The 21,103-nt window shown below is 60.2% G+C and carries 21 protein-coding genes and 1 pseudogene; 3 read left to right on the forward strand and 19 right to left on the reverse strand.

The window, feature by feature from the left end; translation table 11 throughout:
* Positions 1-53 precede the first annotated feature (53 nt).
* The 12 genes and pseudogenes from ABDX87_RS29230 to ubiE form a co-directional block, all read right to left on the reverse strand.
* On the reverse strand, positions 54-950 hold the full coding sequence (locus tag ABDX87_RS29230) for a methyl-accepting chemotaxis protein (protein WP_431061259.1): 897 nt from the start codon (positions 948-950) through the stop codon (positions 54-56).
* A 12-nt stretch (positions 951-962) separates the two neighbouring features.
* A pseudogene (locus tag ABDX87_RS29235) lies at positions 963-1,997 on the reverse strand (methyl-accepting chemotaxis protein); the annotation flags it as partial.
* Positions 1,998-2,271: 274 nt separating this feature from the next.
* Complete coding sequence (locus ABDX87_RS15865) at positions 2,272-4,188, reverse strand: methyl-accepting chemotaxis protein (RefSeq protein ID WP_346828738.1); 1,917 nt, start codon at positions 4,186-4,188, stop codon at positions 2,272-2,274.
* Positions 4,189-4,354: 166 nt separating this feature from the next.
* Complete coding sequence (locus ABDX87_RS15870) at positions 4,355-5,062, reverse strand: 16S rRNA (uracil(1498)-N(3))-methyltransferase (protein ID WP_346828739.1); 708 nt, start codon at positions 5,060-5,062, stop codon at positions 4,355-4,357.
* The gene (gene tatC, locus ABDX87_RS15875) at positions 5,059-5,853 is read right to left on the reverse strand and encodes a twin-arginine translocase subunit TatC (RefSeq protein ID WP_346828740.1); all 795 of its coding nucleotides are present in this window, start codon (positions 5,851-5,853) and stop codon (positions 5,059-5,061) included. Before tatC ends, ABDX87_RS15870 begins: the two co-directional genes overlap by 4 nt.
* Complete coding sequence (gene tatB, locus ABDX87_RS15880) at positions 5,850-6,377, reverse strand: Sec-independent protein translocase protein TatB (RefSeq protein ID WP_346828741.1); 528 nt, start codon at positions 6,375-6,377, stop codon at positions 5,850-5,852. The genes tatC and tatB overlap by 4 nt, the downstream gene beginning before the upstream one ends.
* 10 nt (positions 6,378-6,387) lie before the next feature.
* On the reverse strand, positions 6,388-6,660 hold the full coding sequence (locus ABDX87_RS15885) for a twin-arginine translocase TatA/TatE family subunit (RefSeq protein ID WP_074751517.1): 273 nt from the start codon (positions 6,658-6,660) through the stop codon (positions 6,388-6,390).
* Between the two features lie 43 nt (positions 6,661-6,703).
* Complete coding sequence (locus ABDX87_RS15890; protein WP_062379266.1) at positions 6,704-7,036, reverse strand: phosphoribosyl-ATP diphosphatase; 333 nt, start codon at positions 7,034-7,036, stop codon at positions 6,704-6,706.
* A 2-nt stretch (positions 7,037-7,038) separates the two neighbouring features.
* Entirely contained in the window at positions 7,039-7,431 is a 393-nt protein-coding gene (gene hisI / locus ABDX87_RS15895) for a phosphoribosyl-AMP cyclohydrolase (protein ID WP_346828742.1), read from the reverse strand.
* A 56-nt stretch (positions 7,432-7,487) separates the two neighbouring features.
* Complete coding sequence (gene ubiB, locus ABDX87_RS15900; RefSeq protein ID WP_346828743.1) at positions 7,488-9,107, reverse strand: ubiquinone biosynthesis regulatory protein kinase UbiB; 1,620 nt, start codon at positions 9,105-9,107, stop codon at positions 7,488-7,490.
* Positions 9,104-9,727, reverse strand: a complete 624-nt coding sequence (locus ABDX87_RS15905; RefSeq protein ID WP_346828744.1) for a ubiquinone biosynthesis accessory factor UbiJ — start codon at positions 9,725-9,727, stop codon at positions 9,104-9,106. Before ABDX87_RS15905 ends, ubiB begins: the two co-directional genes overlap by 4 nt.
* Entirely contained in the window at positions 9,727-10,497 is a 771-nt protein-coding gene (gene ubiE, locus ABDX87_RS15910) for a bifunctional demethylmenaquinone methyltransferase/2-methoxy-6-polyprenyl-1,4-benzoquinol methylase UbiE (RefSeq protein ID WP_346828745.1), read from the reverse strand. The genes ABDX87_RS15905 and ubiE overlap by 1 nt, the downstream gene beginning before the upstream one ends.
* Positions 10,498-10,638: 141 nt before the next feature.
* On the opposite strand from ubiE, the gene ABDX87_RS15915 reads away from it, so the two are divergent.
* The 3 genes from ABDX87_RS15915 (at position 10,639) to ABDX87_RS15925 (ending at position 12,497) form a co-directional block, all read left to right on the forward strand.
* Positions 10,639-10,917, forward strand: coding sequence for a polyhydroxyalkanoic acid system family protein (locus ABDX87_RS15915; protein ID WP_346828746.1), 279 nt, complete (start codon positions 10,639-10,641; stop codon positions 10,915-10,917).
* Positions 10,918-11,140: 223 nt separating this feature from the next.
* A complete protein-coding gene (locus ABDX87_RS15920) occupies positions 11,141-11,578 on the forward strand; it encodes a phasin family protein (protein ID WP_346828747.1) in 438 nt (145 codons plus the stop codon).
* 10 nt (positions 11,579-11,588) lie between these two features.
* Positions 11,589-12,497, forward strand: coding sequence for a phasin family protein (locus ABDX87_RS15925; RefSeq protein ID WP_346828748.1), 909 nt, complete (start codon positions 11,589-11,591; stop codon positions 12,495-12,497).
* A 185-nt stretch (positions 12,498-12,682) separates the two neighbouring features.
* Here the strand turns inward: ABDX87_RS15925 and ABDX87_RS15930 are convergent, their stop codons facing one another.
* The 7 genes from ABDX87_RS15930 to hslV form a co-directional block, all read right to left on the reverse strand.
* The gene (locus ABDX87_RS15930; protein WP_346828749.1) at positions 12,683-13,297 is read right to left on the reverse strand and encodes a TetR/AcrR family transcriptional regulator; all 615 of its coding nucleotides are present in this window, start codon (positions 13,295-13,297) and stop codon (positions 12,683-12,685) included.
* A gap of 153 nt (positions 13,298-13,450) precedes the next feature.
* Complete coding sequence (gene phaC, locus ABDX87_RS15935; RefSeq protein ID WP_346828750.1) at positions 13,451-15,133, reverse strand: class II poly(R)-hydroxyalkanoic acid synthase; 1,683 nt, start codon at positions 15,131-15,133, stop codon at positions 13,451-13,453.
* Between the two features lie 164 nt (positions 15,134-15,297).
* The gene (gene phaZ, locus ABDX87_RS15940; RefSeq protein ID WP_346828751.1) at positions 15,298-16,158 is read right to left on the reverse strand and encodes a poly(3-hydroxyalkanoate) depolymerase; all 861 of its coding nucleotides are present in this window, start codon (positions 16,156-16,158) and stop codon (positions 15,298-15,300) included.
* Positions 16,159-16,405: 247 nt separating this feature from the next.
* Positions 16,406-18,085 (reverse strand): class II poly(R)-hydroxyalkanoic acid synthase, encoded by a 1,680-nt coding sequence (gene phaC / locus ABDX87_RS15945; RefSeq protein ID WP_346828752.1) that lies wholly within the window; start codon positions 18,083-18,085, stop codon positions 16,406-16,408.
* A 352-nt stretch (positions 18,086-18,437) separates the two neighbouring features.
* A complete protein-coding gene (locus ABDX87_RS15950; RefSeq protein ID WP_346828753.1) occupies positions 18,438-18,815 on the reverse strand; it encodes a DUF971 domain-containing protein in 378 nt (125 codons plus the stop codon).
* A 171-nt stretch (positions 18,816-18,986) separates the two neighbouring features.
* On the reverse strand, positions 18,987-20,324 hold the full coding sequence (hslU, locus tag ABDX87_RS15955) for an HslU--HslV peptidase ATPase subunit (RefSeq protein WP_346828754.1): 1,338 nt from the start codon (positions 20,322-20,324) through the stop codon (positions 18,987-18,989).
* A gap of 68 nt (positions 20,325-20,392) precedes the next feature.
* On the reverse strand, positions 20,393-20,923 hold the full coding sequence (hslV, locus tag ABDX87_RS15960) for an ATP-dependent protease subunit HslV (RefSeq protein WP_074751539.1): 531 nt from the start codon (positions 20,921-20,923) through the stop codon (positions 20,393-20,395).
* Between the last annotated feature and the right edge of the window lie 180 nt (positions 20,924-21,103).

Raw genomic sequence — 21,103 nt, forward strand, 5'->3', positions numbered from 1 at the left:
CCCGTTTGCAGAGGCAGTCCAGGGACTGAGTCTCGTCTCTCTCGGAGAGCGGCTTAGCTCACCCGAAACTTGCCCACCATCGCCTGCAACTGTGCGCCCAGACGCGCGAGTTCGACGCTGGAGGCTGCGGTTTCTTCGCTGGCGGCGGCGGTCTGCTCTGAAACATCCCTGACGTTGATCACGCTGCGGTTGATCTGATCGGCGACCACGGTCTGCTCCTCGCCGGCTGTAGCGATCTGCTGATTCATGTTCTGAATCGTCGATACCGTACGTGTGATGTGTTCAAGCGCGTTGCCGGCACGACGGCTCAGCTCTACGCTGCTGTCGGACAGGCTGCGGCTGGCGTCGAGTGTACCGACGACCTGCTGCGTTCCATTCTGCAGCGCGGCGATCAAGACTTCGATTTCCTCGGTCGACTCCTGGGTTCGCTGAGCAAGGCTGCGCACCTCGTCTGCGACCACCGCAAAGCCGCGTCCGGCTTCGCCTGCCCGTGCCGCTTCGATGGCAGCGTTCAGCGCCAGCAGATTGGTCTGCTGGGAGACGGACTTGATCACGTCGAGCACGCCGCCGATCTTGTCGCTTTCGAGCTTCAACTGCCCCATCGCGAGGGTCGAATTATTGACCTCCGTGGCCAGACGTTCGATCTGGCTGATCGCATCACTCACCACTTTGTCGCCTTCACGGGCCTGTTGGTCCGCCTGTTGGGCGGCTTCGCTGGCTTCTTCCGCGTTGCGCGCGACCTCCAGCACGGTTGAGGTCATCTGGTTCATGGCTGTGGCGACCTGATCGGTTTCGTCCTTTTGACTGTTCACGCCTGCGCTGGTCTGTTCGGTCACGGCAGACAACTGCGTCGCCGCGCTGGCGATCTGTGCGACTCCGTCGCTGATGCCGCTGATCAGTGTGCGCAGGCTCTGAGTCATGTCCTGAATGCTGTGCTGCAGATCGCCCATTTCATCGCGTCGCTGAACGTCGAGGTCCACGCTGAGATTGCCTTGGGCGATGCGCTTGGCCGCGTTCAACGTCTCGCGCAGCGGCGCGATGATCTGCTGGGTGATCAACCAGGCGGCCATCAATCCCAGCATCATGGCCAACGCAGCCACGCTGATCAGTGCCTTACGCGATCGGGTGGCCTCGTCGTCACGTCGCAGGCCTTGCAGGGTGCTGATCTCTTGGGTCGAGGTCAGCAGACTGTCGCCCATGGCTTCCATCGATTCATGTGCCGCCTCGACCTGAGTCTGCAGCTCCTTGAAGCGGATTAGCTGTTCACGGTATCGCTGTAATGCCTGTTTGGCGGTCAGCAATCCGCTGATATCCCCGTCGGACTGGTCAGCGGTTACGTCCTCGAGTTCCTTCAAGGCCTCATCGATGGCCGTCAGCGCGGACTCTTCATACGATGCAAGGCCGCTGAAGACATACGCCTGAACCTCATACCGTGCGTTCTGGATTTGCCGGCGCAACTGCAGAAGATTGGTGAATTCATCCAGTTGTTCGCTGCTGTCCGCCTCCTGACTGACGGCCTTCAAGACCTCGCGTTCAACCTCATCCATGACCTTGATCGCAGCGTCGGACAGCGCCGTCAGCTGTACTCTGGCGGCGTCTTTGTTGAGGAGTGACTGACCCAGTTGGGTAAACGTTTTCTCAAGCGAACGAACCGTGTCGCTCTGGTTGTTGATCAGTTTGAGGATGTCGGCGGGCGGGTCGTCGCCCCGAAGCGTCGTCAAATGCGCCTCGATCTGATCGATGCGCGCGGTCACGCGTTTGGCATCCTCGGCAGTGTTGTCTACCCGGAAAACGATGCGCTCGGCGCGCAGGTCCTTGGTCAGTTCATTGAGCCGGGCGATCGCGGTCAGCGACTCGGAACGTTCGATCATCGTGTCCAGCCCGTGCCACCCCGTCAGCGTGATGGCCAGCGTCAATACCAGGACCAGGCCAAAGCCCAGCGACAGCTTGAGTTTGACGCTGGTATTGGCCAGTGCCCTGTTGATGCCTTGCAACATGATGCGTCTCCTGCGAATGAGCGATAAACGCGCATCGGCAGGGGAGCCTGAGGCGTGACCTGAAGAGGGTGTAGGAGATTTCTGAGCGCAGGCGTGGGGTGATGCAGGTCACAGTTTGGTCAGTAGAACCCTGTCCTCTGGCAGAGCACTACTCTGGCCTGTGGGAGCGAATTCATTCGCGATGCGGCATTCCTGACGAGGAAGGTATGTCGGCTGGGCCAACCTCTCGCGAATGAATTCGCTCCCACAGTGTTTTCAGTTGCCTTGAGATCCATCAAACCCTGAACCGACCCACCAGCCCTTGCAGATGAGTGCCGAGCCGCGCCAGTTCCACGCTCGATGCCGCCGTCTCTTCGCTGGCCGCCGAGGTCTGCTCCGAGACATCGCGCACGTTGAGTACGCTACGGTTGATCTCTTCGGCCGTTGCGCTCTGCTGCTCGGCGGCGGCCGCGATCTGCTGGTTCATGGCCTGAATCGCGGAGACCGTCCGGGTGATGCTTTCCAGCGATCCACCCGCCCGGCGCGTCAGCTCGACACTGCTGACCGTCAAGTCGCGACTGTTGTCCATGATCGTCGACACTTGCTGGGTGCCGCTCTGCAAGCCCGCGATCAGGTCTTCGATTTCCTCGGTGGATTTTTGTGTGCGTTGCGCCAGGCTGCGAACCTCGTCCGCGACCACCGCAAAACCGCGGCCGGCCTCACCCGCGCGCGCCGCTTCGATCGCCGCGTTCAGGGCCAGCAGGTTGGTCTGTTGAGCAACCGACTTGATGACGTCGAGCACGCTGCCGATTTTGTCGCTCTCGCGCTTGAGCTCGCCCATGGCCGTTGTGGAACGGCCCACCTCGCTGGCCAGACGCTCGATCTGAGCGATGGCTTCGTTGACGACCTTGTCACCCTCACGGGCTTGCTGATCGGCAGCGACAGCCGCCTCTGAAGCTTCCTCGGCGTTACGCGCCACTTCCTGCACGGTTGCCGTCATCTGATGCATGGCTGTGGCCACCTGATCGGTTTCGACCTTCTGGCTGTTGACGCCCGCGCTGGTCTGTTCGGTGACCGCCGAGAGTTCTTCGGCGGCGCTGGCGATCTGAGTCACGCTGTCGCTGATGCCGCCGATCAGTTCGCGCAGGCTCAGGGTCATGCGCTGGATACCACCTTGCAACTGGCCCAGTTCGTCGCGACGCTCGATGTTCAGGTTATGGGTCAGGTCGCCGGAGGCCACACGATCAACGGCAATCAGGGTTTGCTTCAACGGGAGGGTGATCTGGCGCGTGATCGCCCAGGCCGCCAGTATGCCGAAGAACAGGGCAAGTACGGTCGCAAGGCCCAGCATCGACTGCGCCTGACGGCTGTCGGCATCACGCTTGGCGTTTTGCGAAACAGTCAGTTTGTCGCTGATATCCAGCAATTGCTGGCCCAGGTTGGTCATCTTTTCCAGGGCTTGTCGGCTGACCTGTTGAGCATCGCGATACTGACCCACGGCGGCGCGATACCCTTTGAGCGCCAGATTGGCCTTTTGCAATTGCGGGATGTACTGAGACGAGACGTCTCCGGCCAGTGTATTCACACCGACGATGGCTTCATCGATGGCCGCGTTCGCGTTCTTCTCGAAATCGGGGTTACCGCTGAAGGTGTAACCGCGCACCTGAAACCGCGCCTGCTGGATCAACTTGCTGACGCTCACTGCGCTGTTGAACTGCAGGATGTTGTCATGCTGGATCAGGGCTTCTTCGATCTTGTTGACCTCGTCCACCGCCGCATCGGCGGTAGCGCCCAGGTTCACACGGCTGGCTTCGCGGACCTGGATCGCCTTGGTCATGTCGTCAAACGCGCGACGGTAATCGGCAGCGGCCTGGATCTGCCCGTCCAGTAGCTTGAGGTCATCAGTGCCGGTGATTTTGCTGCGGGCGTTCTTGAGGTCTATGTCGAGTGTGTCCAGCGCGGTCATGACACCCGTCGCCGCCTCGGCGCTGGATTGCGTTTCATAGCGCATGCGTGCGGTACGCAGGTCCATCGTCTGCTCGCTGATCTGCGAAATGGCTGCCAGCTTGTCGCCGCGTTCAATCAGCGACGAAACGCTCGACCATCCGGTGGCGGTGATGATCAGCGTCAACAACAGCACCAGTCCGAAACCGATACTGAGTTTGCGACTGACACTCACATTGCCGAGGCGTTGGGCAAACCAGCGATACATGTTGTGATTCCTTGCACATTGTTTTTATGGACATCTGTAGATCGGCCATCATGCCCCAAACTGAAGCACCGTATGGCGGGCGATCCTGCCAACTGTTGTAGGGATTGCCGCGGCCTCGAACGACGTGATTCAGGCAGGTGAAATACCTTCCCTGTGGGATCGGGGCTTAGAACAAGCGGGCGAGTAGGGCGGTGACGGCGGTTTCGACGCGCAGGATGCGCTCGCCGAGCTGGACAGGGTTTAAACCCGATGCGCGCAGCAGCTCGATCTCATAAGGAATCCAGCCACCTTCAGGGCCGATCGCCAGCGTTACCGGCTGCTCGACGGCACGGGGGCAGGCAGGGAAATCCCCCGGGTGTCCGACCAGTCCCAGTGTCCCGTCGACAATGGCGGGCAGACGGTCTTCCACGAACGGCTTGAAGCGCTTCTCGATGACGATCTCAGGCAGCACGCTGTCGCGGGCTTGTTCCAGACCCAGAATCAGCTGCTCGCGAATGGCCGCAGGCTCCAGGAACGGGGTCTGCCAGAAGCTTTTTTCAACGCGGTAGCTGTTGACCAGAATGACCTTCTGCACACCCATCGTTGCGACGGTCTGGAACACCCGGCGCAGCATCTTCGGGCGTGGCAGCGCGAGGACCAGCGTCAACGGCAGTTTGGCAGGAGGTTCGCGGTCGAAGGCCACCGAGAGCTCGGCCTCCCGAGGTTCCAGACGCAGCAACTCCGCGCTGCCCAGCAGGCCGCCCATGCGACCGACGCGCAGGCTGTCGCCGACTTCCGAGCGATGCACTTCCTGCATGTGCTTGAGGCGTCGGTCACGCAGGACCACACGATCCGCCGAAATGAAGTCGGCTTCTTCCAGAAGCAGCAGGTTCACGGCTGTGCCGCTGGCGGCTGGTCTTTTTCGTCTTCGGCCTTCTCGTCGTCTTCGTGGTCGCCCCGTTTGGTCACCATCGAGCTGCACAGCACCCCGATTTCAAACAGCAGCCACATCGGTACGGCGAGCAGTGTCTGCGAGAAGATATCCGGCGGGGTGAGAATCATGCCGACCACGAAACAGCCGATCACCACGTACGGACGAATCTTCTTCAGGTATTTGACGTCGACGATGCCGATCCACACCAGCAACACGACAGCCACAGGAATTTCAAAGGCCACGCCAAAGGCCAGGAACAGCGTCATGACGAAGTCCAGATAACTGGCGATGTCCGTCATCATCGACACGCCTTCCGGGGTCACGCTGGCGAAGAAGTGGAAAATCAGCGGGAATACCAGGAAGTAGGCAAACGCCATCCCGGCATAAAACAAAATGATGCTGGACACCAACAGCGGCACCGCCACGCGTTTCTCGTGTTTGTACAGGCCCGGTGCGATGAAGCCCCAGATCTGATGCAGGATGACCGGCATGGCGAGGAACAGCGCGACCATCATGGTCAGCTTGAAGGGCGTAATGAACGGCGAAGCCACGTCGGTGGCAATCATCGTCGCGCCTTCGGGCAGGAATTTGCGCAATGGCGCCGAAACGAAGGTGTAGATCTTCTGCGTGAAATAGAACAGCGCGCCGAAGATCAAGAAGATCGCCAGTACACAACGCAGCAGGCGCGAGCGCAGTTCAGTAAGGTGCGAGACCAGCGGCATTTGCTGGTCGTTTTCCGGAATTTCGCTCATGGGGCTCGTGGTGGCTGTGACGAATCGTTGGCGGAAGGTGCGCTCTGCACCGCAGTGGCCGGTGTAGTGACCGGTGCTGGCCCAGGTGTCGAGGCTGGCTGTGCCGGCTCGGGATGAACCTGAGCGGGCGCTGAGCTGACCGACGCGCTTTCAGCCGGTGCAGCCGGGCCTATATCGGCAGCAGGGCCTGGCGAAGGCGCTGCGCCCATGACCGGCTGGCTGGCGGGTGGCGTATCGGTCTGCGCACTTGGCTGCACGACCGGCGGAGCCGGTGGCTGCTGCGGCTGCATGATTTTGCGCGCTTCTTCTTCGAGCGAAAGAATGTGCTCGTTGTGCAACTGACGGCGAATTTCATCGGCGCCGATTTCGCGCTCAACTTCCTGTTTGATCGCATTGAAGCTGCGTTTCAGACGCCCGACCCAAAGCCCGGCGGTACGCGCTGCGCCCGGCAGGCGCTCGGGACCCAGCACCAGCAGGGCAACGAGACCGACCAGCAGCAGTTCAGAGAAGCTGATACCAAACATGCGTCACGACCTAGTCTTTGCGGATGGGCTCTTCGACTTTCTGCGCCTGCGCATCGATGGTGTGCGGCTGATGCAGCGGCTGGGTCGGCGGAACGGGCTGCGCAGTCGGTTGCGGCTGAACCGGTGGCTGCTCGGAAGGCTTCTCGTCGTCGTTCATGGCTTTGCGAAAGCCTTTGATCGATTCCCCGACGTCGGTGCCCAGGTTCTTGAGTTTCTTGGTGCCGAAGACCAGTACGACGACCACAAGAATGACGATCCAGTGTTTCCAGTCAAAAATGCCCATGTCACGTTCCTCACAAGAAATTCAGAGCCCGCAGGCCCACTGTTTATTCCGCCGAACGAGCTGCTTTTTCGGCGTGGCCGGAGAGCCCGAAACGGCGATCCAGTTCATCCAGTACGGCTTGTGGATGCTGGCCCAGTGCTGCAAGCATGACCAGGCTATGGAACCACAAATCAGCGGTTTCGTAGATGACATCGCTGCAGTCACCGCTGATGGCGGCGTCTTTGGCGGCGATGATGGTTTCGACCGACTCTTCGCCGACTTTCTCCAGAATCTTGTTCAGCCCCTTGTGGTAGAGACTGGCGACATAGGAAGAATCGGCAGCCGCGCCCTTGCGCTCTTCGAGCACTTGCGCAAGGCGGGACAAGGTATCAGTCATGTTCAGTGTCCTGCTTGATAAATGGCTTCGGGGTCTTTGAGCACCGGGTCCACGGTCTTCCAGCCGGCATCGTCGTAGACGCGGTAGAAGCAGCTTTCGCGGCCGGTATGGCAGGCGATGCCGCCGATTTGCTCGACCATCAGAATGATCACGTCGGCGTCACAGTCCAGACGCAGCTCGTGCAGTTTCTGCACATGGCCCGATTCTTCGCCTTTGCGCCACAATTTGCCACGCGAACGCGACCAGTAGATGGCGCGGTTCTCAGTGGCGGTCAGGCTCAGTGCTTCGCGGTTCATCCAGGCCATCATCAGGACGCGCCCGGTTTTATGGTCTTGCGCAATCGCGGGCACCAGACCGTCGCGGTCCCACTTAATCTCGTCCAGCCAGTCTTTCATCCTCGGCTCCGGCCGCTCTATCGAAGGGTTAGTGTGCCAGTGGCGCCTGCCGATGGCTATCGGCGCACGACCAGATAAAGGCCTGCGACCAGCATCAACAGGGCGGGCCAGGCGCTCAGCGCCATCAGCTCATCACCCGATTGAGTATGGGCCGTTCCCAGTACCACGCCACCTGCGAGCAGCGCCGCACCGATCAACCGCAGCGCCCAGTGATCGCCGTTGTGCGAGTAGGGCGGCGGCGGATCGTTGCGATGAGGCTGCGACAAACGCTCCAGCAGGTCGCGCGTCATGTTGGCCAGGTGAGGAATCTGCTCGACCTGGGACTGCAGGTTGCCGATCACTGTCCTGGGGCTGACGCGCTCACGCATCCAGCGCTCCAGGAACGGTTGAGCCGTGCTCCACAAGTCCAGCTCCGGGTACAGCTGACGGCCCAGACCTTCGATGTTGAGCAGGGTCTTCTGCAGCAACACCAGTTGCGGCTGCACTTCCATGTTGAAACGGCGCGCGGTCTGGAACAGGCGCATCAACACCTGACCGAAGGAAATGTCCTTCAGGGGCTTTTCAAAGATCGGCTCGCACACTGTACGGATGGCTGCTTCGAATTCGTTGAGCTTGGTTTCTGCAGGCACCCAGCCTGAATCGATGTGCAACTGGGCGACTCGGCGGTAGTCACGCTTGAAGAAGGCGAACAGGTTGCGCGCCAGGTAATCCTGATCTTCCGGTGTCAGGCTGCCCACGATGCCGCAGTCGATGGCAATGTACTGCGGATCCCACGGCGCAACGGTGCTGACGAAGATGTTGCCGGGGTGCATGTCGGCGTGGAAAAAGCTGTCGCGGAACACCTGGGTGAAGAACAGCTCCACGCCACGTTCGGCGAGTTTCTTCATGTCGGTGCGCTGATCGGCCAAGGTCGCCAGATCGGTGACCTGAACCCCGTAGATGCGCTCCATCACCAATACTTTCGGCCGGCACCAGTCCCAGTAAACCTGCGGCACGTAGAGCATGGTCGAGCCTTCGAAGTTACGGCGCAGCTGGCTGGAGTTCGCCGCTTCGCGCAACAGGTCGAGTTCGTCGTAGATGGTCTTCTCGTAGTCGGCGACCACGTCCACCGGGTGCAACAGACGGGCGTCGGCAGACAGCCGTTCGGCGATTTTGGCGAGAATGAACAACCAGGCCAGATCCGACCCGATGATCGGTTTCAAGCCAGGACGCACCACCTTGACCACCACCTCTTCGCCGGTTTTCAGTTGCGCGGCGTGAACCTGTGCCACCGAAGCGGACGCCAGGGGGGCGACGTCGAAGCGGGCGAACACCTGGTTGATCTTCGCGCCGAGCTGAGACTCGATCAGTGCGATGGCTTTCTCGGATTCGAACGGCGGCACTCGGTCCTGCAAGAGCATCAGCTCGTCGGCGATGTCTTCAGGCAGCAGGTCGCGCCGGGTCGAAAGCAGCTGGCCGAACTTGATGAAGATCGGCCCCAGGTCCTGCAACGCCAGGCGCAATCGAGCGCCGCGCGTCAGCTCATTCTTGCGTCGCGGAGTCCAGCGCCACGGCAGCACGAAGCGTACGGCCAGCAGCCACCAGGGCAGCGGCAGGGCAAACAGCAGGTCATCGAGGCGGTAACGAATTACGACACGCTGGATGCGAAACAGGCGGCGGACGGCAAGCAGGCTCATGCGTTATCGCTGGATGTGAGGGATTGGGCCAGACGCTCGAAGCGGGCTTCGAGGCGTTCCAGGTCTTGTTTGGTCTGATCCAGTTCGGCGAAGCGGGCTTCTGCCTCGCGTTTGCCGACCAGGGTGCGTGATTCTTCGGCCAGATACTCGGCCAGGTTCAGGCTCAGGCTGGCGAAGCTGTCGCTGGTCCAGCGTGCGCTGTTGCGCAAGTGGCCACCGATCAGCGTCGTGGCCACGGGCCCCAGCCAGCGTTGCAGCTCATATTCCCAGTCCAGATCGAGGTCTTGCAGCACGCCGGTCAGTTCCAGCAGTACGGCGCTCTCGCCATCGAGCTCGACTTCCGGGCTGTGCAGCACCGCCGTCTTGTCCTTGCTCAACGCCAGACGCATCAGGCTCGCCGCAGGTGCGCGCAGGGTTACATCCGCACCACCTTCCCAGTTCGCGGCCAGCATCAGGCCTTCGTCACTGGGGAGGATGTACAGATGAAACGCAGGGCTGCTGCACTCGACCGCGATCACCTTGCCACTGAGCCGGTCAAGGCGTGGCAGGGCGGTGCTGTCCATCTGCAGCACGCGATTGATGCCGTGCTCGACGCCGGCGAGCAAGCCGCTGATCAACATCAGGGCTTGATACCACGGTGCAGGGCAACGATACCGGAGGTCATGTTGTGGTAAGTCACGCGGTCGAAACCGGCGTCCACCATCATCGACTTCAGGGTTTCCTGATCCGGGTGCATGCGGATCGACTCGGCCAGGTAGCGGTAGCTTTCCGAGTCATTGGTGATCAGCTTGCCGGCCAGTGGCATGAACGCGAACGAGTAGGCGTCGTAGACCTTGGACATCACCTTGTTGGTCGGCTTGGAGAACTCCAGCACCAGCAAGCGGCCGCCCGGTTTGAGCACGCGCAGCATGGAGCGGATGGCGTCGTCTTTGTGAGTGACGTTGCGCAGGCCGAAGGCGATGGTCACGCAATCGAAGTAGTTGTCCGGAAACGGCAGCTTTTCAGCGTCGGCCTGGACGAACTTGATGTTGCCTGCCACACCGCGATCAAGCAGACGGTCACGACCGACCTTGAGCATCGAAGCGTTGATGTCGGCCAGCACGACTTCACCGGTCGGGCCGACCAGGTGGGAAAACTTCTTCGCCAGATCGCCCGTGCCGCCTGCGATGTCCAGCACGCGGTTGCCGGTGCGAACGCCCGAAAGCTCGATGGTGAAGCGCTTCCACAGGCGGTGCATGCCGCCGGACAGCACGTCGTTCATCAGGTCGTACTTGGCTGCAACGGAGTGGAAAACCTCGGCGACTTTCTCGGCCTTCTGGCTTTCCGCTACGGTTTTGTAACCGAAGTGGGTGGTGGGTTCGGCATCGCTGCCTTTGCGCGGATCGTTCATATCGCTGTCACCGGAATAAAGTGCCGCCATTCTAATCGTCGGGGCTGGCTTTGTCTTGACAAGGCTTACCGTGAACAGTTTCTTCGTTGGGCGCCGCTGGTATAGTGCGCCGACGATTTACCTCGATGAAGGAGCCCGCCAATGGCGCGAATTACCGTAGAACGCCCGCATGCGCTGGGTAAGGACAAGGCCCGCGAGAAGGCCGAGCTGCTCGCTGAAAAGCTGGGCGACAAATATGGCATCGAGCACACCTGGAATGGCGACACGGTGTCGCTGGAAGGCAAGGGCGCAAAAGGCACCGTTGAAGTCGAAGAGGCGCTGGTGCGCGTCAACATTGAACTCAATTTCTTCCTCTCAGCCATGAGCAGCACGATTCAGTCGGAGATCGAGCGGCAGCTGGACAAAGCGCTGACGGCCTGAGGCCTGCCTCTTCTTGTAGGAGCGCGCTTGCCCGCGATGCTAGCGACGCGGTCGTTCAGACACACCGCGTATTATTCATCGCGGGCAAGCGCGCTCCTACAGTCATCTTCTATGCAGCGATCCCAACCTAGGGTGAGCTTTCTAATTTTTCTCTCTACTTTGTGCCCATGCCCCGACTTCCAGCGGGCGGTTCCTCCTATCCCTTTCGAGCGTGAGGTGCGACATGGTCAAAGTTACCTTGAAGAAGAAAATCGAAGCCGAAGAAACGAAGGCCGTTTCCGAGGTTCGTCTTTATGCGCGCAAGATCTGGCTCGCGGGCCTGGGCGCTTATGTCAAGGCTGGGCAGGAAGGCGCCGAGTACGTCAAAGAGCTGATCAAGACGGGCGAGCAGACCGAGAAAAAGGCCAAGAAAGTCATCGATGAAAAAGTCGAGGCGGCCAACAGTGAAATCGATTCGGCCAAGGGCGAGATCAAGGGCGAAATCACCAAGGCCAAAGGTCGTGTCGAAGTGCAGCTCGACAAAATCGAAAGCGCATTCGACCGCCGTGTAGCCAGCGCCTTGAATCGCATTGGCATTCCGTCTAAACATGATGTTGAGACACTCTCTGCTAAGCTCGATGAGCTGACGGCATTGCTCGAACGTGTCGCGCGTAAACAATAAGGAGAGCAGGATGGCTGGCAAGAAGAAATCTGAAAAAGAAGGCAGCTCCTGGATTGGCGAGGTTGAAAAATACTCCCGTCAAATCTGGCTGGCTGGTTTAGGCGCTTACTCGAAGATCAGCAATGACGGCAGTAAGCTTTTCGAAACGTTGGTGAAAGACGGCGAAAAAGCCGAGAAGGAAACCAAAGCGACCGTTGGCAAGACTGTCGACACCGCCAAGGCTTCCACCAAGTCCCGCGTCGGCGACGTGAAAGACCTGGCACTGGGCAAATGGGGCGAACTGGAAGGGGCGTTCGACAAGCGCCTGAACAGCGCGATTTCTCGCCTGGGTGTTCCGAGCCGCAACGAAGTCAAAGCCCTGCACAGCAAGGTTGATCTGTTGACCAAGCAAATCGAGAAACTGACCGGTGCATCGGTCACGCCTATCTCGACAACCGCAGCGGCAAAACCTGCAGCCAAGCCAGCGGCCAAAACCACCGCCAAGCCCCTGGCCAAAGCAGCTGCCAAGCCTGTCGCCAAAGCGGCCAGCACCGTTGCGAAGAAAACCGCAGCGGCCAAACCAGCAGTGGCCAAGGCCGCAGCCAAACCGGTAGCGGCAGCGTCGAAGGCAGCGGCTTCCACCGCCGCCAAGACGAAAACGGTCGCCGCCAAGCCTGCACCAAAGGCCGCCGCGAAACCGGCTGCCAAGCCAGCGGCGAAACCAGCAGCAGCGGCGAAACCGGCTGCCAAACCAGCGGCAAAACCAGCCGCCGCGAAAAAGCCTGCAGCAGCCAAAAAGCCCGCCGCAGCCGCCAAACCGGCCGCAGCTTCTACCCCGGCTCCCGCTGCCAGCGCTGCACCCACCGCGTCAGCACCGTCGGCCCCTGCCGCTACACCGTCGCCAGCCTCCACGGCGTCGACACCGTCCAGCCAGTCCTGATTCCCGGCTGGCCACACCGAAACCCGATCTGTGAAAGCAGGTCGGGTTTTTTTGTAGGTGACCTCTTGCCTGTGTAGGAGCGCGCTTGCCCGCGATTGCGGTGTGTCAGGCAATCAATCAATGCCTGACACATTGCAATCGCGGGCAAGCGCGCTCCTACAGGGGGTCGCCAAACCCAACGTGGTTCAATCCTCCAGATAATGCCGCGCCAACTGCTCGGCGGCGTGCCGTGCGCCGGGTTTCAGGTGCGGCGCGACGAGCATCATGATCTGGTAAACCACCACGCGCGTTTCACCTTCGCGATCCAGAATGCGCTGGTAATCCAGCGAAAACAGCAGCGTCATGGTGATCTGTTCCACCAATTGCCCCAACGCCTGCGTGTCGCTGGTGACCTGGCCTTCGGTTTTGAGGCGAGCCAGTAACGAGGCGAGGGTGCGTTTGATCGAGTTGAGCAGATTCCGGATGCCGCGAGCGAGTTTGGGCAGGCGGCTGGCGAGGTTCGACAGGTCCTGAAACAGAAAGCGATAGTGCGAGAGGCGCTCGACGATCAGGTGCAGGAACAGCCAGTAATCCTCGGCGTCCAGACGTGCGTCGGCGGGTGGGTCGAGCAGCGGTGCCAGCTCGTGCTGAAAGCGCTCGAACAGCTCCATCACCAACGGCTCCTTGCCGTGAAAGTGGTAGTAGAGGTTGCCCGGGCTGATCTCCAGCTCGTTGGCGATTTCCAGAGTTGAAACGTTGGGTTCGCCCTGTCGATTGAACAGCAGCAGGGCGCATTCGAGTATGCGGTCGCGGGTCTTCATCCAGTCTTCTTAGTTCGGTGCATAAGCTGATTTGTTGTGCGCAGCGATGAACTGTAGGAGCGCGCTTGCCCGGGATTGCGTCAGTTCAGGCATATCGTTGGCGCCTGACACCCCCCAATCGCGGGCAAGCGCGCTCCTACAGGTAAAGCGTCGTTAGCGGACGCGCACATACGTCCCCGGCGCAGCCTCCATCGGTGGGTAATTCTGGTTGCCCAGCGCCGTCAGGGTTTCGCGCTGCGCTCCGGAGCGCTCCTGAATCCAGCTCAACCAGTTTGGCCACCAACTGCCTTCGTTGCGCTTGGCGTCGAAATACCACGCGCGTGGGTCGCTGCTCAGTTTGCCGTTCTCGACGAAATTCGCCTTTGAGTTGCCTGGCGGGTTGAGAATGCTCTGGACGTGCCCGCTGTTGGAAAGCACAAAACGGCGCTCGCCACCCAGCAGCAACGTCGAGCGATAGACCACGTCCCATGGCGTAATGTGATCGTTGATGCCTGCGACGCTAAAGCTGTCCACCGTGACCTTCTGCAGGTCGATCGGCGTCCCGCAGACTTCAAGGCCGCCAGGATGCGTCAGCGGGTTGTGTTTGAAGAAGTCCAGCAGGTCGCCGTGCAGCGCAGCCGGCAGACGCGTGCTGTCGTTGTTCCAGTAGAGAATGTCGAAAGGCGGCGGCGCCTTGCCCAGCAAGTAATTGTTGACCCAGTAGGACCAGATCAGATCGTTGGGGCGCATCCAGGCGAACACCTTGGCCATGTCACGCCCGTCCAGAACGCCGCGCTGATAGGAGCGACGCTTGGCTGCTTCCAGTGTTTGTTCATCAATGAACAGCGTGGCCGGGCTCTCGATCTGGCTGTCCAGCAGACTTACCAGATAACTCGCACTCGACACCCGGCGCATCTGCCGCTTGGCTTGCAAATGACCCTGCAGCGCCGCGATGGTCAGACCGCCCGCACAGGCGCCCATGAGGTTGACCTGGGGTGAACCGGTGATGGCACGGCACACGTTCATCGCTTCTTCGGCGGCTTCGACGTAACTGGACAGACCCCATTCACGATGTCGCACATCCGGGTTGCGCCAACTGATGATGAAGGTCTGCAAGCCGTTTTTCAGCGCGTACTGGACGAAGCTGTTGGTCGGGCTCAGGTCGAAGATGTAGTACTTGTTGATTTGCGGCGGCACGATCAGCAGCGGGCGCGCGTACTGTTTTTCGCTCATGGGCTTGTACTGGATCAACTCCAGCAGCTCGTTGCGAAATACCACGGCGCCGGGCGTTACCGCCAGCGTGCGGCCGATCTCGAAGGCGTCCTTCGTGGTCTGGCTGGGCAGGCCATTGTTGTGCAAGAAGTCGTCGAGCATGTGGCTCAGGCCTTTCACCACACTGGTGCCGCCTGAATTAAACAGCTCTTTGACCGCCAGAGGATTGAGCAGGCTGTTGGTCGGCGCCAGCGCATCGTTGAGCAAGGCAAAGATGAACTGCGCGCGAGAGCGATCGTCTTCCGACAGGCCGCTGTCATCGATCCAGTGACGCACTTGGTGCTGCCAACTCAAATAGGCCTGCAGGCCGCGGCGGTAGAGCGGGTTGTGGCTCCAGGTCGGATCGCTGAAGCGTGTGTCGTTGGGGTGCGGCTGGTGCGGCGTGTCGCCCAGCATCACGCGGCCAAGTTGCCCACCGAGCGCAAGCGCATGACGCGCTGTGTAAACCGGGTGTTTCAGGCCTTGCAGCGCCACGTTGCGCAAGGTTGAAAACAGGTCCCTGCCGCGCAGACCGGTGATCGCACTTTGCGCGTTGATGTAGGTCGCAGGCGTTGTATAAGCACTCTTCGCCGGTTTGTCTCGCATGGATCAACACTCCTTCGTCAGACCATCAGCACATACACCTGCGCAGGCAACGACATGATCCGTTGCCCGCGCCACCCTGCACCTTGGCAATCCCGCTGACAGTGCAGTCAATGAAGCGATTTATGTTTTTGAAGCACGAGCGCTTGCTACGCCAGGCAAATCCTTCAGGGCTGTCGCACGACGGGTGCGGGTTGAGGATGCATGACGGCGCGTTGCCGTTCCTGCTGAAGAAACTTCATGATGATCGGCGCGACCGCCTCGGCCCGGGTAATCAAAAACAAATGACCGTCGTCGATTATGTGTAGCTGGGCATTGGGTATCCGCCAAGCCAGTAGTCGCATATTGATCAGCGGAATCAGCGGATCGTCATCACCGGCTAGCACCAGCGTCGGCTGTCGAATTTTGTGCAGCCAGTGGATGCTGGTCCAACCCATGCCGGCGAAGAGCTGCCAGTAGTAACCCAACTTCCCGGACGAGCGGACCTTGGCCGCATGATTGGCGGCCAGATGCGGGTCGCGACGGAACGCTCCTCCGTAGATTTCCGGGGCGATGCGAATCACGTGGGACGGCTGGATGTAGCGGCGCGGGCTCGCCATCAGCCACAGCACTTTCGGCTTGCCTGGCACCATCACGGCACCTGCCGCGGTTGCGGCGAGCACCAGCTTCTTGCAGCGCTCGGGATAGTCGTGAGCGAACTGCTGAGCCAGCGCGCCGCCCCATGACACGCCAATCGCGTTGACCTGGCCATAGTTCAGATAATCGAGCATCCGCGCCGCGAGTTTGGCCAGGCCGGGAAAACGGTAGGGGCGGCTGGGCGTCGATGAGCCGCCTACGCCGGGCACGTCGAAGGCGATCACCTCAAGGTCCGGGTCCAGCGCGTCGACGAAGGGAAACACCAGCTCCAGGTTGGCGCCGATGCCGTTGAAAATCAGTAGCGGCGTGAGATGACTCTTGCCGGGGCGCACCGCAGTGCGGATGTTGTGGCCATCCAGATCGATGGTGCGAAATACAAACGGTTGCGGCATGCGCGAAGCCCTGTGGGTTAAACGCCGGTAATGCAGTCCTGCGCGTTTTCCGGTCCTGAAACCGCCTCGGCGGTTCCTGTGTGTTCGATGCTTGCCGTTCCATTTACAACGCATGCCCCTGTAGGAGCGCGCTTGCCCGCGATTGCTTATGGTCTGACACCACAACTGTGCCTGACACACCGTAATCGCGGGCAAGCGCGCTACTACGCCCTTCGGGCAGAATCAAAAGCGCATCGCCGCTTTGAATTTATCTCTCGTGAACATACGTCCCTGGCGAAGCCTCGCCCGCCGGGTACGCCTTGTTACCCAGTGTAGCGGGGGATTTTTTCAGTTTGCCGGAGCGCTCTGCCTGCCAGGCCTGCCAGTGCAGCCACCAGGAATCCGTGTGCTTGGTTGCGTCTTCCTGCCAGCGGTTGGCGTCGTCCGGCATCTCCGGGTTGGTCATGAACCGCGCCTTCGGGTTGCCCGGCGGGTTCAGGATGCTCTGGATATGCCCACTGTTGGACAGCACGAACTCGGTCTTGCCGCCAAACAGTCTGGCCGACTTGTAGCACGACACCCACGGTGTGATGTGGTCGTTGGTGCCCGCCAGACAGAAGATGTCACTTTTGACCTGCTTCAAGTCGATCGGCGTACCGCACACTTCCAGCGCGTTGGGGCGAACCAGCGGATTGTTCTTGAACATCTCGATCAAGTCACCATGAAACGCGGCGGGCAGACGGGTGGTGTCGTTGTTCCAGAACAGGATGTCGAACACGGGCGGCTCGTTGCCCAGCAGGTAGTTGTTCACCCAATAATTCCAGATCAGGTCGTTGGGGCGCATCCAGGCGAACACCTTCGCCATATCTTTGCCCTCCAGCACGCCTGCCTGATAAGAGTGGCGCTTGGCCGACTCCAGCGTCTGCTCGTCGACGAACAGCGCCACCTGTGTGTCCAGCGTGGTGTCGAGCACGCTTACCAGCAGGGTCAGCGCGTTGACTTTCTGCTCGCCGAGGGCTGCGTAATGGCCCAGCAATGCGGTGCAGGTGATGCCGCCGGAACACGCGCCCAGCATGTTCACGTCCTTGCTGCCGGTGATCTTGCAGACCACGTCTACGGCTTCTTTCACAGCGTCGATGTAGGTCGACAGGCCCCATTCACGTTGCGCCTTGGTCGGGTTGCGCCAACTGATGATGAACGTCTGCACGTTGTTGCGCAGGCAGAAGCGGGCCAGGCTTTTGTCCGGGCTCAAGTCGAAAACGTAGAATTTGTTGATCTGCGGTGGCACCACCAACAGTGGTCGTTCAAACACCTGCTCGGTGATCGGCTTGTACTGGATCAGCTCCAGCACGTCGTTGCGAAACACCACCACGCCTTCGGTGGTCCCCAGATTCTTGCCGACTTCGAACGCGTCCATGTTGACCTGGCTCGGCATGCCGCCGTTGTTCACCAGGTCTTTGGCCAGATGTGACAAGCCGTCGAGAATGCTTTTGCCGCCGGTTTCGAAAAAGCGTTTGACCGCTGCCGGGTTGGCCGCGCCATTGGTGGGCGACATCGCTTCGGTCATCAGCGTAATCACGAAGTGACCCCGGCTGATGTCCTGATCGGACAGGCTGCTGTCGTCGATCCAGTCGTGCAGCTCCTTGCGCCAGGCGAGGTAAGTTTGCAGGTAGCGGCGGTAGAGCGGGTTCTGGCTCCAGGCCGGATCGACAAAGCGACGGTCGTCGCTGTCGGGCGTCAGCGTGGACCTGCCGAGCAGGACGTTCTTGAGTTCGAGCCCAAAGTGGGCCACGTGCTTGGCGCTGTGGAAGGGTTGCCTGATGGCCTGAGTCAATACCATGCGTGCCGTGGTGAGCAAATCCTTGCGCCTCAGGCCTACAACAGGGTTCAACCCCAAGGTGTGTTCAGAGGCTTGACGCGGCAGATCATCATTACTCTTGTTACTCATCTACGACGCTCCATTGTCCTGAGACGAGCACTGGCATCCCTGTGAAAACACGCCACGGGCAAACGCCAGTACTGCTCTCGGGTGACCGATGATTAACACAACAGGTGTGAACGCTTACGCCAGGCACCGAGTTTTTGGGGGTGCTTCAGGCGACCGCTACGAACAACACCGACAGGCTTCTGCAACTACTCCAATGCAGATGGCTCGCCAGAATCATTGGTTACGCGAGATTTCAAAAAATCGCAAGCAGGGCCAGTCATTGACCGCTGCGCGGAACATTGAAGCAAATGGAATTAGAAAGTGCGTCCTAAAACGCCAGTCGGTCGTCCAGCGCCCGGGCTAGAGCACTGGCTTAAAGCATCAGTCGAATGACTTGCTCGGAAGGGTCGCGGGATTTGCCTGCTGCTTTGAGCTCGGCCAGATAGTCGTCCCACAGCTGCGTCTGGCGTTGCGCCAGTTGCTCGAGGTACTCCCAGGTGAACAGTCCGCTGTCATGACCGTCGTCGAAGGTCAGTTTTAGTGCGTACTGACCGGCCGGTTCTATCTTGCTCAGGCCGACACCCAACTTGCCGAATTGCAGAATCGGATTGCCATGCCCCTGGACCTCGGCGGAAGGCGAATGCACTCGCAGAAATTCGGCAGGCAAACGGTATTCCTCATCCGGGCCGTATTTCAGGCTGAGGATTTTCGAGGCTTTGTGAAGCTGGATCGCGGTGGGGATTCGAGGCATGGAATTCGCGCCTTGCACAGAACATTGTAGGAGCCGGCTTGCTGGCGAATGCCATAGCACAGTCGACATCGCGGCGACTGATCTGCTGCATTCGCCAGCAAACCGGCTCCTACAGGAGATCTGCGTCCAGCCCGAATAGTAGCGGCTGGACAGACCTCATGGTGGATGCGGTTAAAGAATATAGCGCGACAAGTCTTCGTCTTCCGCCAGCTCGCCCAGATGGCTGTTGACGTAGTCGGCGTCGATCTGGATCGTTCCGGCGTCCTGCGAAGTCGCCAGGTCGCCCGCGCTGAAAGAGACTTCTTCCAGCAGACGTTCCAGCAAAGTGTGCAGACGACGGGCGCCGATGTTTTCGGTCTTCTCGTTGACCTGCCAGGCGATTTCCGCCAGACGCTTGATGCCTTCAGGCATGAACTCGATGTTCAGGCCCTCGGTTTTCAGCAGTTCGCGATATTGCTCGGTCAGGGAGGCGTGTGGCTCGCTCAGGATGCGTTCGAAATCCTGTGGGCTGAGCGCTTTGAGTTCCACACGGATTGGCAGACGACCTTGCAGCTCAGGCACCAGATCGCTCGGCTTGCTCAAGTGGAACGCGCCGGAAGCGATGAACAGGATGTGGTCGGTCTTGACCATGCCCAGCTTGGTGTTGACGGTGCAGCCTTCGATCAGTGGCAGCAGGTCGCGCTGTACACCTTCGCGAGACACATCGGCACCACCGACGTTGCCGCGCTTGGCGACCTTGTCGATCTCGTCGATGAACACGATTCCGTGCTGTTCAACGGCTTCCAGCGCCTTGCCCTTGAGCTCTTCGTCATTGACCAGACGGCTCGCTTCTTCGTCGCGGACCATCTTCAGTGCGTCCTTGACCTTCAGCTTGCGGCTCTTTTTCTTGCCCTTGCCCATGTTGGCGAACAGGCTTTGCAGCTGATTGGTCATCTCTTCCATGCCGGGCGGCGCGGAAATATCGACACCGCTCATTTCGGCGACTTCGATTTCGATTTCCTTGTCGTCCAGCTGGCCTTCACGCAGGCGCTTGCGGAACAGTTGGCGCGTGTTGGAATCGTTGCTCGACGACGCGTCCTCGTTGAAGCCAACGCGTGCCGGTGGCAGCAGGGCGTCGAGAATGCGGTCTTCGGCAGCGTCTTCGGCACGATGACGCACCTTGGTCATTTCCTGTTCGCGCAGCAGCTTCATGGCGGCGTCGGCCAGATCACGAATGATCGACTCGACGTCACGGCCCACATAACCGACTTCGGTGAACTTGGTCGCTTCGACCTTGATGAACGGCGCGTTGGCGAGTTTGGCCAGACGACGGGCGATCTCGGTTTTACCGACACCGGTGGGGCCGATCATCAGAATGTTTTTCGGGGTGACTTCGACGCGCAGCTCTTCTGGCAGCTGCATCCGGCGCCAGCGGTTGCGCAGCGCGATGGCGACGGCGCGTTTTGCATCGTCCTGGCCGATGATATGGCGATTGAGTTCGTGGACGATTTCACGGGGAGTCATGGACATGGTTTTCAACGGTCCTCGGTCGTGGATGAGTTCAGCGGGCCGCGATGAATTGCGACCCGCGGCAGGACTCATTCAGCGAGGTCCTGCTCCTCAATGGTGATGTGGTGGTTGGTGAATACGCAGATGTCGCCCGCGATGTGCAGGGCCGTCTCGGCGATTTCACGCGCCGACAGTTCGGTTTTCAACAGTAGGGCGCGCGCGGCGGCCTGGGCGAAAGCACCGCCGGAACCCATGGCGATCAAGCCGTCCTCGGGCTCTACGACGTCACCGTTGCCGGTGATGATCAGCGAGGCATCTTTGTTGGCAACGGCCAACATGGCCTCCAGGCGGCTCAGAGAGCGGTCGGTCCGCCAGTCTTTCGCCAGCTCGACGGCTGCACGGACGAGGTGGCCCTGGTGTTTTTCCAGCTGAGCTTCGAAGCGTTCGAACAGGGTGAAGGCGTCGGCAGTGGCCCCTGCGAAACCGGCGATGACCTGACCGTGATAAAGACGGCGGACTTTTTTGGCGTTGCCTTTCATGACGGTGTTGCCGAGGGAAACCTGGCCGTCACCCGCCATAACGACTTTGCCTTGGCGGCGCACTGAAACGATGGTGGTCAAGGGGAGAGTCTCCACGCTGCGGGGCGAAAATGCCCTGATGGAAACTCATATGGGGGTGGGGGCGGGTATTTCAACTGCCGGAGGGGTTGGGGGATGAATGGCAGCTGTGGGTAATCGCAGGATGCTGCATCCCACTGTAGGAGCGCGCTTGCCCGCGAAGGCTCCGTGTCAGACGGCATA

This window comes from Pseudomonas abietaniphila (assembly GCF_039697315.1).
GTDB lineage: Bacteria > Pseudomonadota > Gammaproteobacteria > Pseudomonadales > Pseudomonadaceae > Aquipseudomonas > Aquipseudomonas abietaniphila_B.

Excerpts from the sequence above, each read along its gene's own strand:
- phaC (WP_346828752.1), bottom strand. The coding sequence starts at position 18,085 with ATGAGTAACAAGAGTAATGATGATCTGCCGCGTCAAGCCTCTGAACAC.
- tatC (WP_346828740.1), bottom strand. The coding sequence starts at position 5,853 with ATGAGCGAAATTCCGGAAAACGACCAGCAAATGCCGCTGGTCTCGCAC.
- ABDX87_RS15950 (WP_346828753.1), bottom strand. The coding sequence starts at position 18,815 with ATGCCTCGAATCCCCACCGCGATCCAGCTTCACAAAGCCTCGAAAATC.
- hslU (WP_346828754.1), bottom strand. The coding sequence starts at position 20,324 with ATGTCCATGACTCCCCGTGAAATCGTCCACGAACTCAATCGCCATATC.
- ABDX87_RS15885 (WP_074751517.1), bottom strand. The coding sequence starts at position 6,660 with ATGGGCATTTTTGACTGGAAACACTGGATCGTCATTCTTGTGGTCGTC.
- phaC (WP_346828750.1), bottom strand. The coding sequence starts at position 15,133 with ATGCGAGACAAACCGGCGAAGAGTGCTTATACAACGCCTGCGACCTAC.
- ABDX87_RS15930 (WP_346828749.1), bottom strand. The coding sequence starts at position 13,297 with ATGAAGACCCGCGACCGCATACTCGAATGCGCCCTGCTGCTGTTCAAT.
- ABDX87_RS15865 (WP_346828738.1), bottom strand. The coding sequence starts at position 4,188 with ATGTATCGCTGGTTTGCCCAACGCCTCGGCAATGTGAGTGTCAGTCGC.
- phaZ (WP_346828751.1), bottom strand. The coding sequence starts at position 16,158 with ATGCCGCAACCGTTTGTATTTCGCACCATCGATCTGGATGGCCACAAC.
- ABDX87_RS15920 (WP_346828747.1), top strand. The coding sequence starts at position 11,141 with ATGGTCAAAGTTACCTTGAAGAAGAAAATCGAAGCCGAAGAAACGAAG.
- ubiB (WP_346828743.1), bottom strand. The coding sequence starts at position 9,107 with ATGAGCCTGCTTGCCGTCCGCCGCCTGTTTCGCATCCAGCGTGTCGTA.
- hisI (WP_346828742.1), bottom strand. The coding sequence starts at position 7,431 with ATGAAAGACTGGCTGGACGAGATTAAGTGGGACCGCGACGGTCTGGTG.
- ABDX87_RS15925 (WP_346828748.1), top strand. The coding sequence starts at position 11,589 with ATGGCTGGCAAGAAGAAATCTGAAAAAGAAGGCAGCTCCTGGATTGGC.
- tatB (WP_346828741.1), bottom strand. The coding sequence starts at position 6,377 with ATGTTTGGTATCAGCTTCTCTGAACTGCTGCTGGTCGGTCTCGTTGCC.
- ubiE (WP_346828745.1), bottom strand. The coding sequence starts at position 10,497 with ATGAACGATCCGCGCAAAGGCAGCGATGCCGAACCCACCACCCACTTC.
- ABDX87_RS15890 (WP_062379266.1), bottom strand. The coding sequence starts at position 7,036 with ATGACTGATACCTTGTCCCGCCTTGCGCAAGTGCTCGAAGAGCGCAAG.
- ABDX87_RS15915 (WP_346828746.1), top strand. The coding sequence starts at position 10,639 with ATGGCGCGAATTACCGTAGAACGCCCGCATGCGCTGGGTAAGGACAAG.
- ABDX87_RS15905 (WP_346828744.1), bottom strand. The coding sequence starts at position 9,727 with ATGTTGATCAGCGGCTTGCTCGCCGGCGTCGAGCACGGCATCAATCGC.
- ABDX87_RS29230 (WP_431061259.1), bottom strand. The coding sequence starts at position 950 with ATGGGCGATCTGCAGCACAGCATTCAGGACATGACTCAGAGCCTGCGC.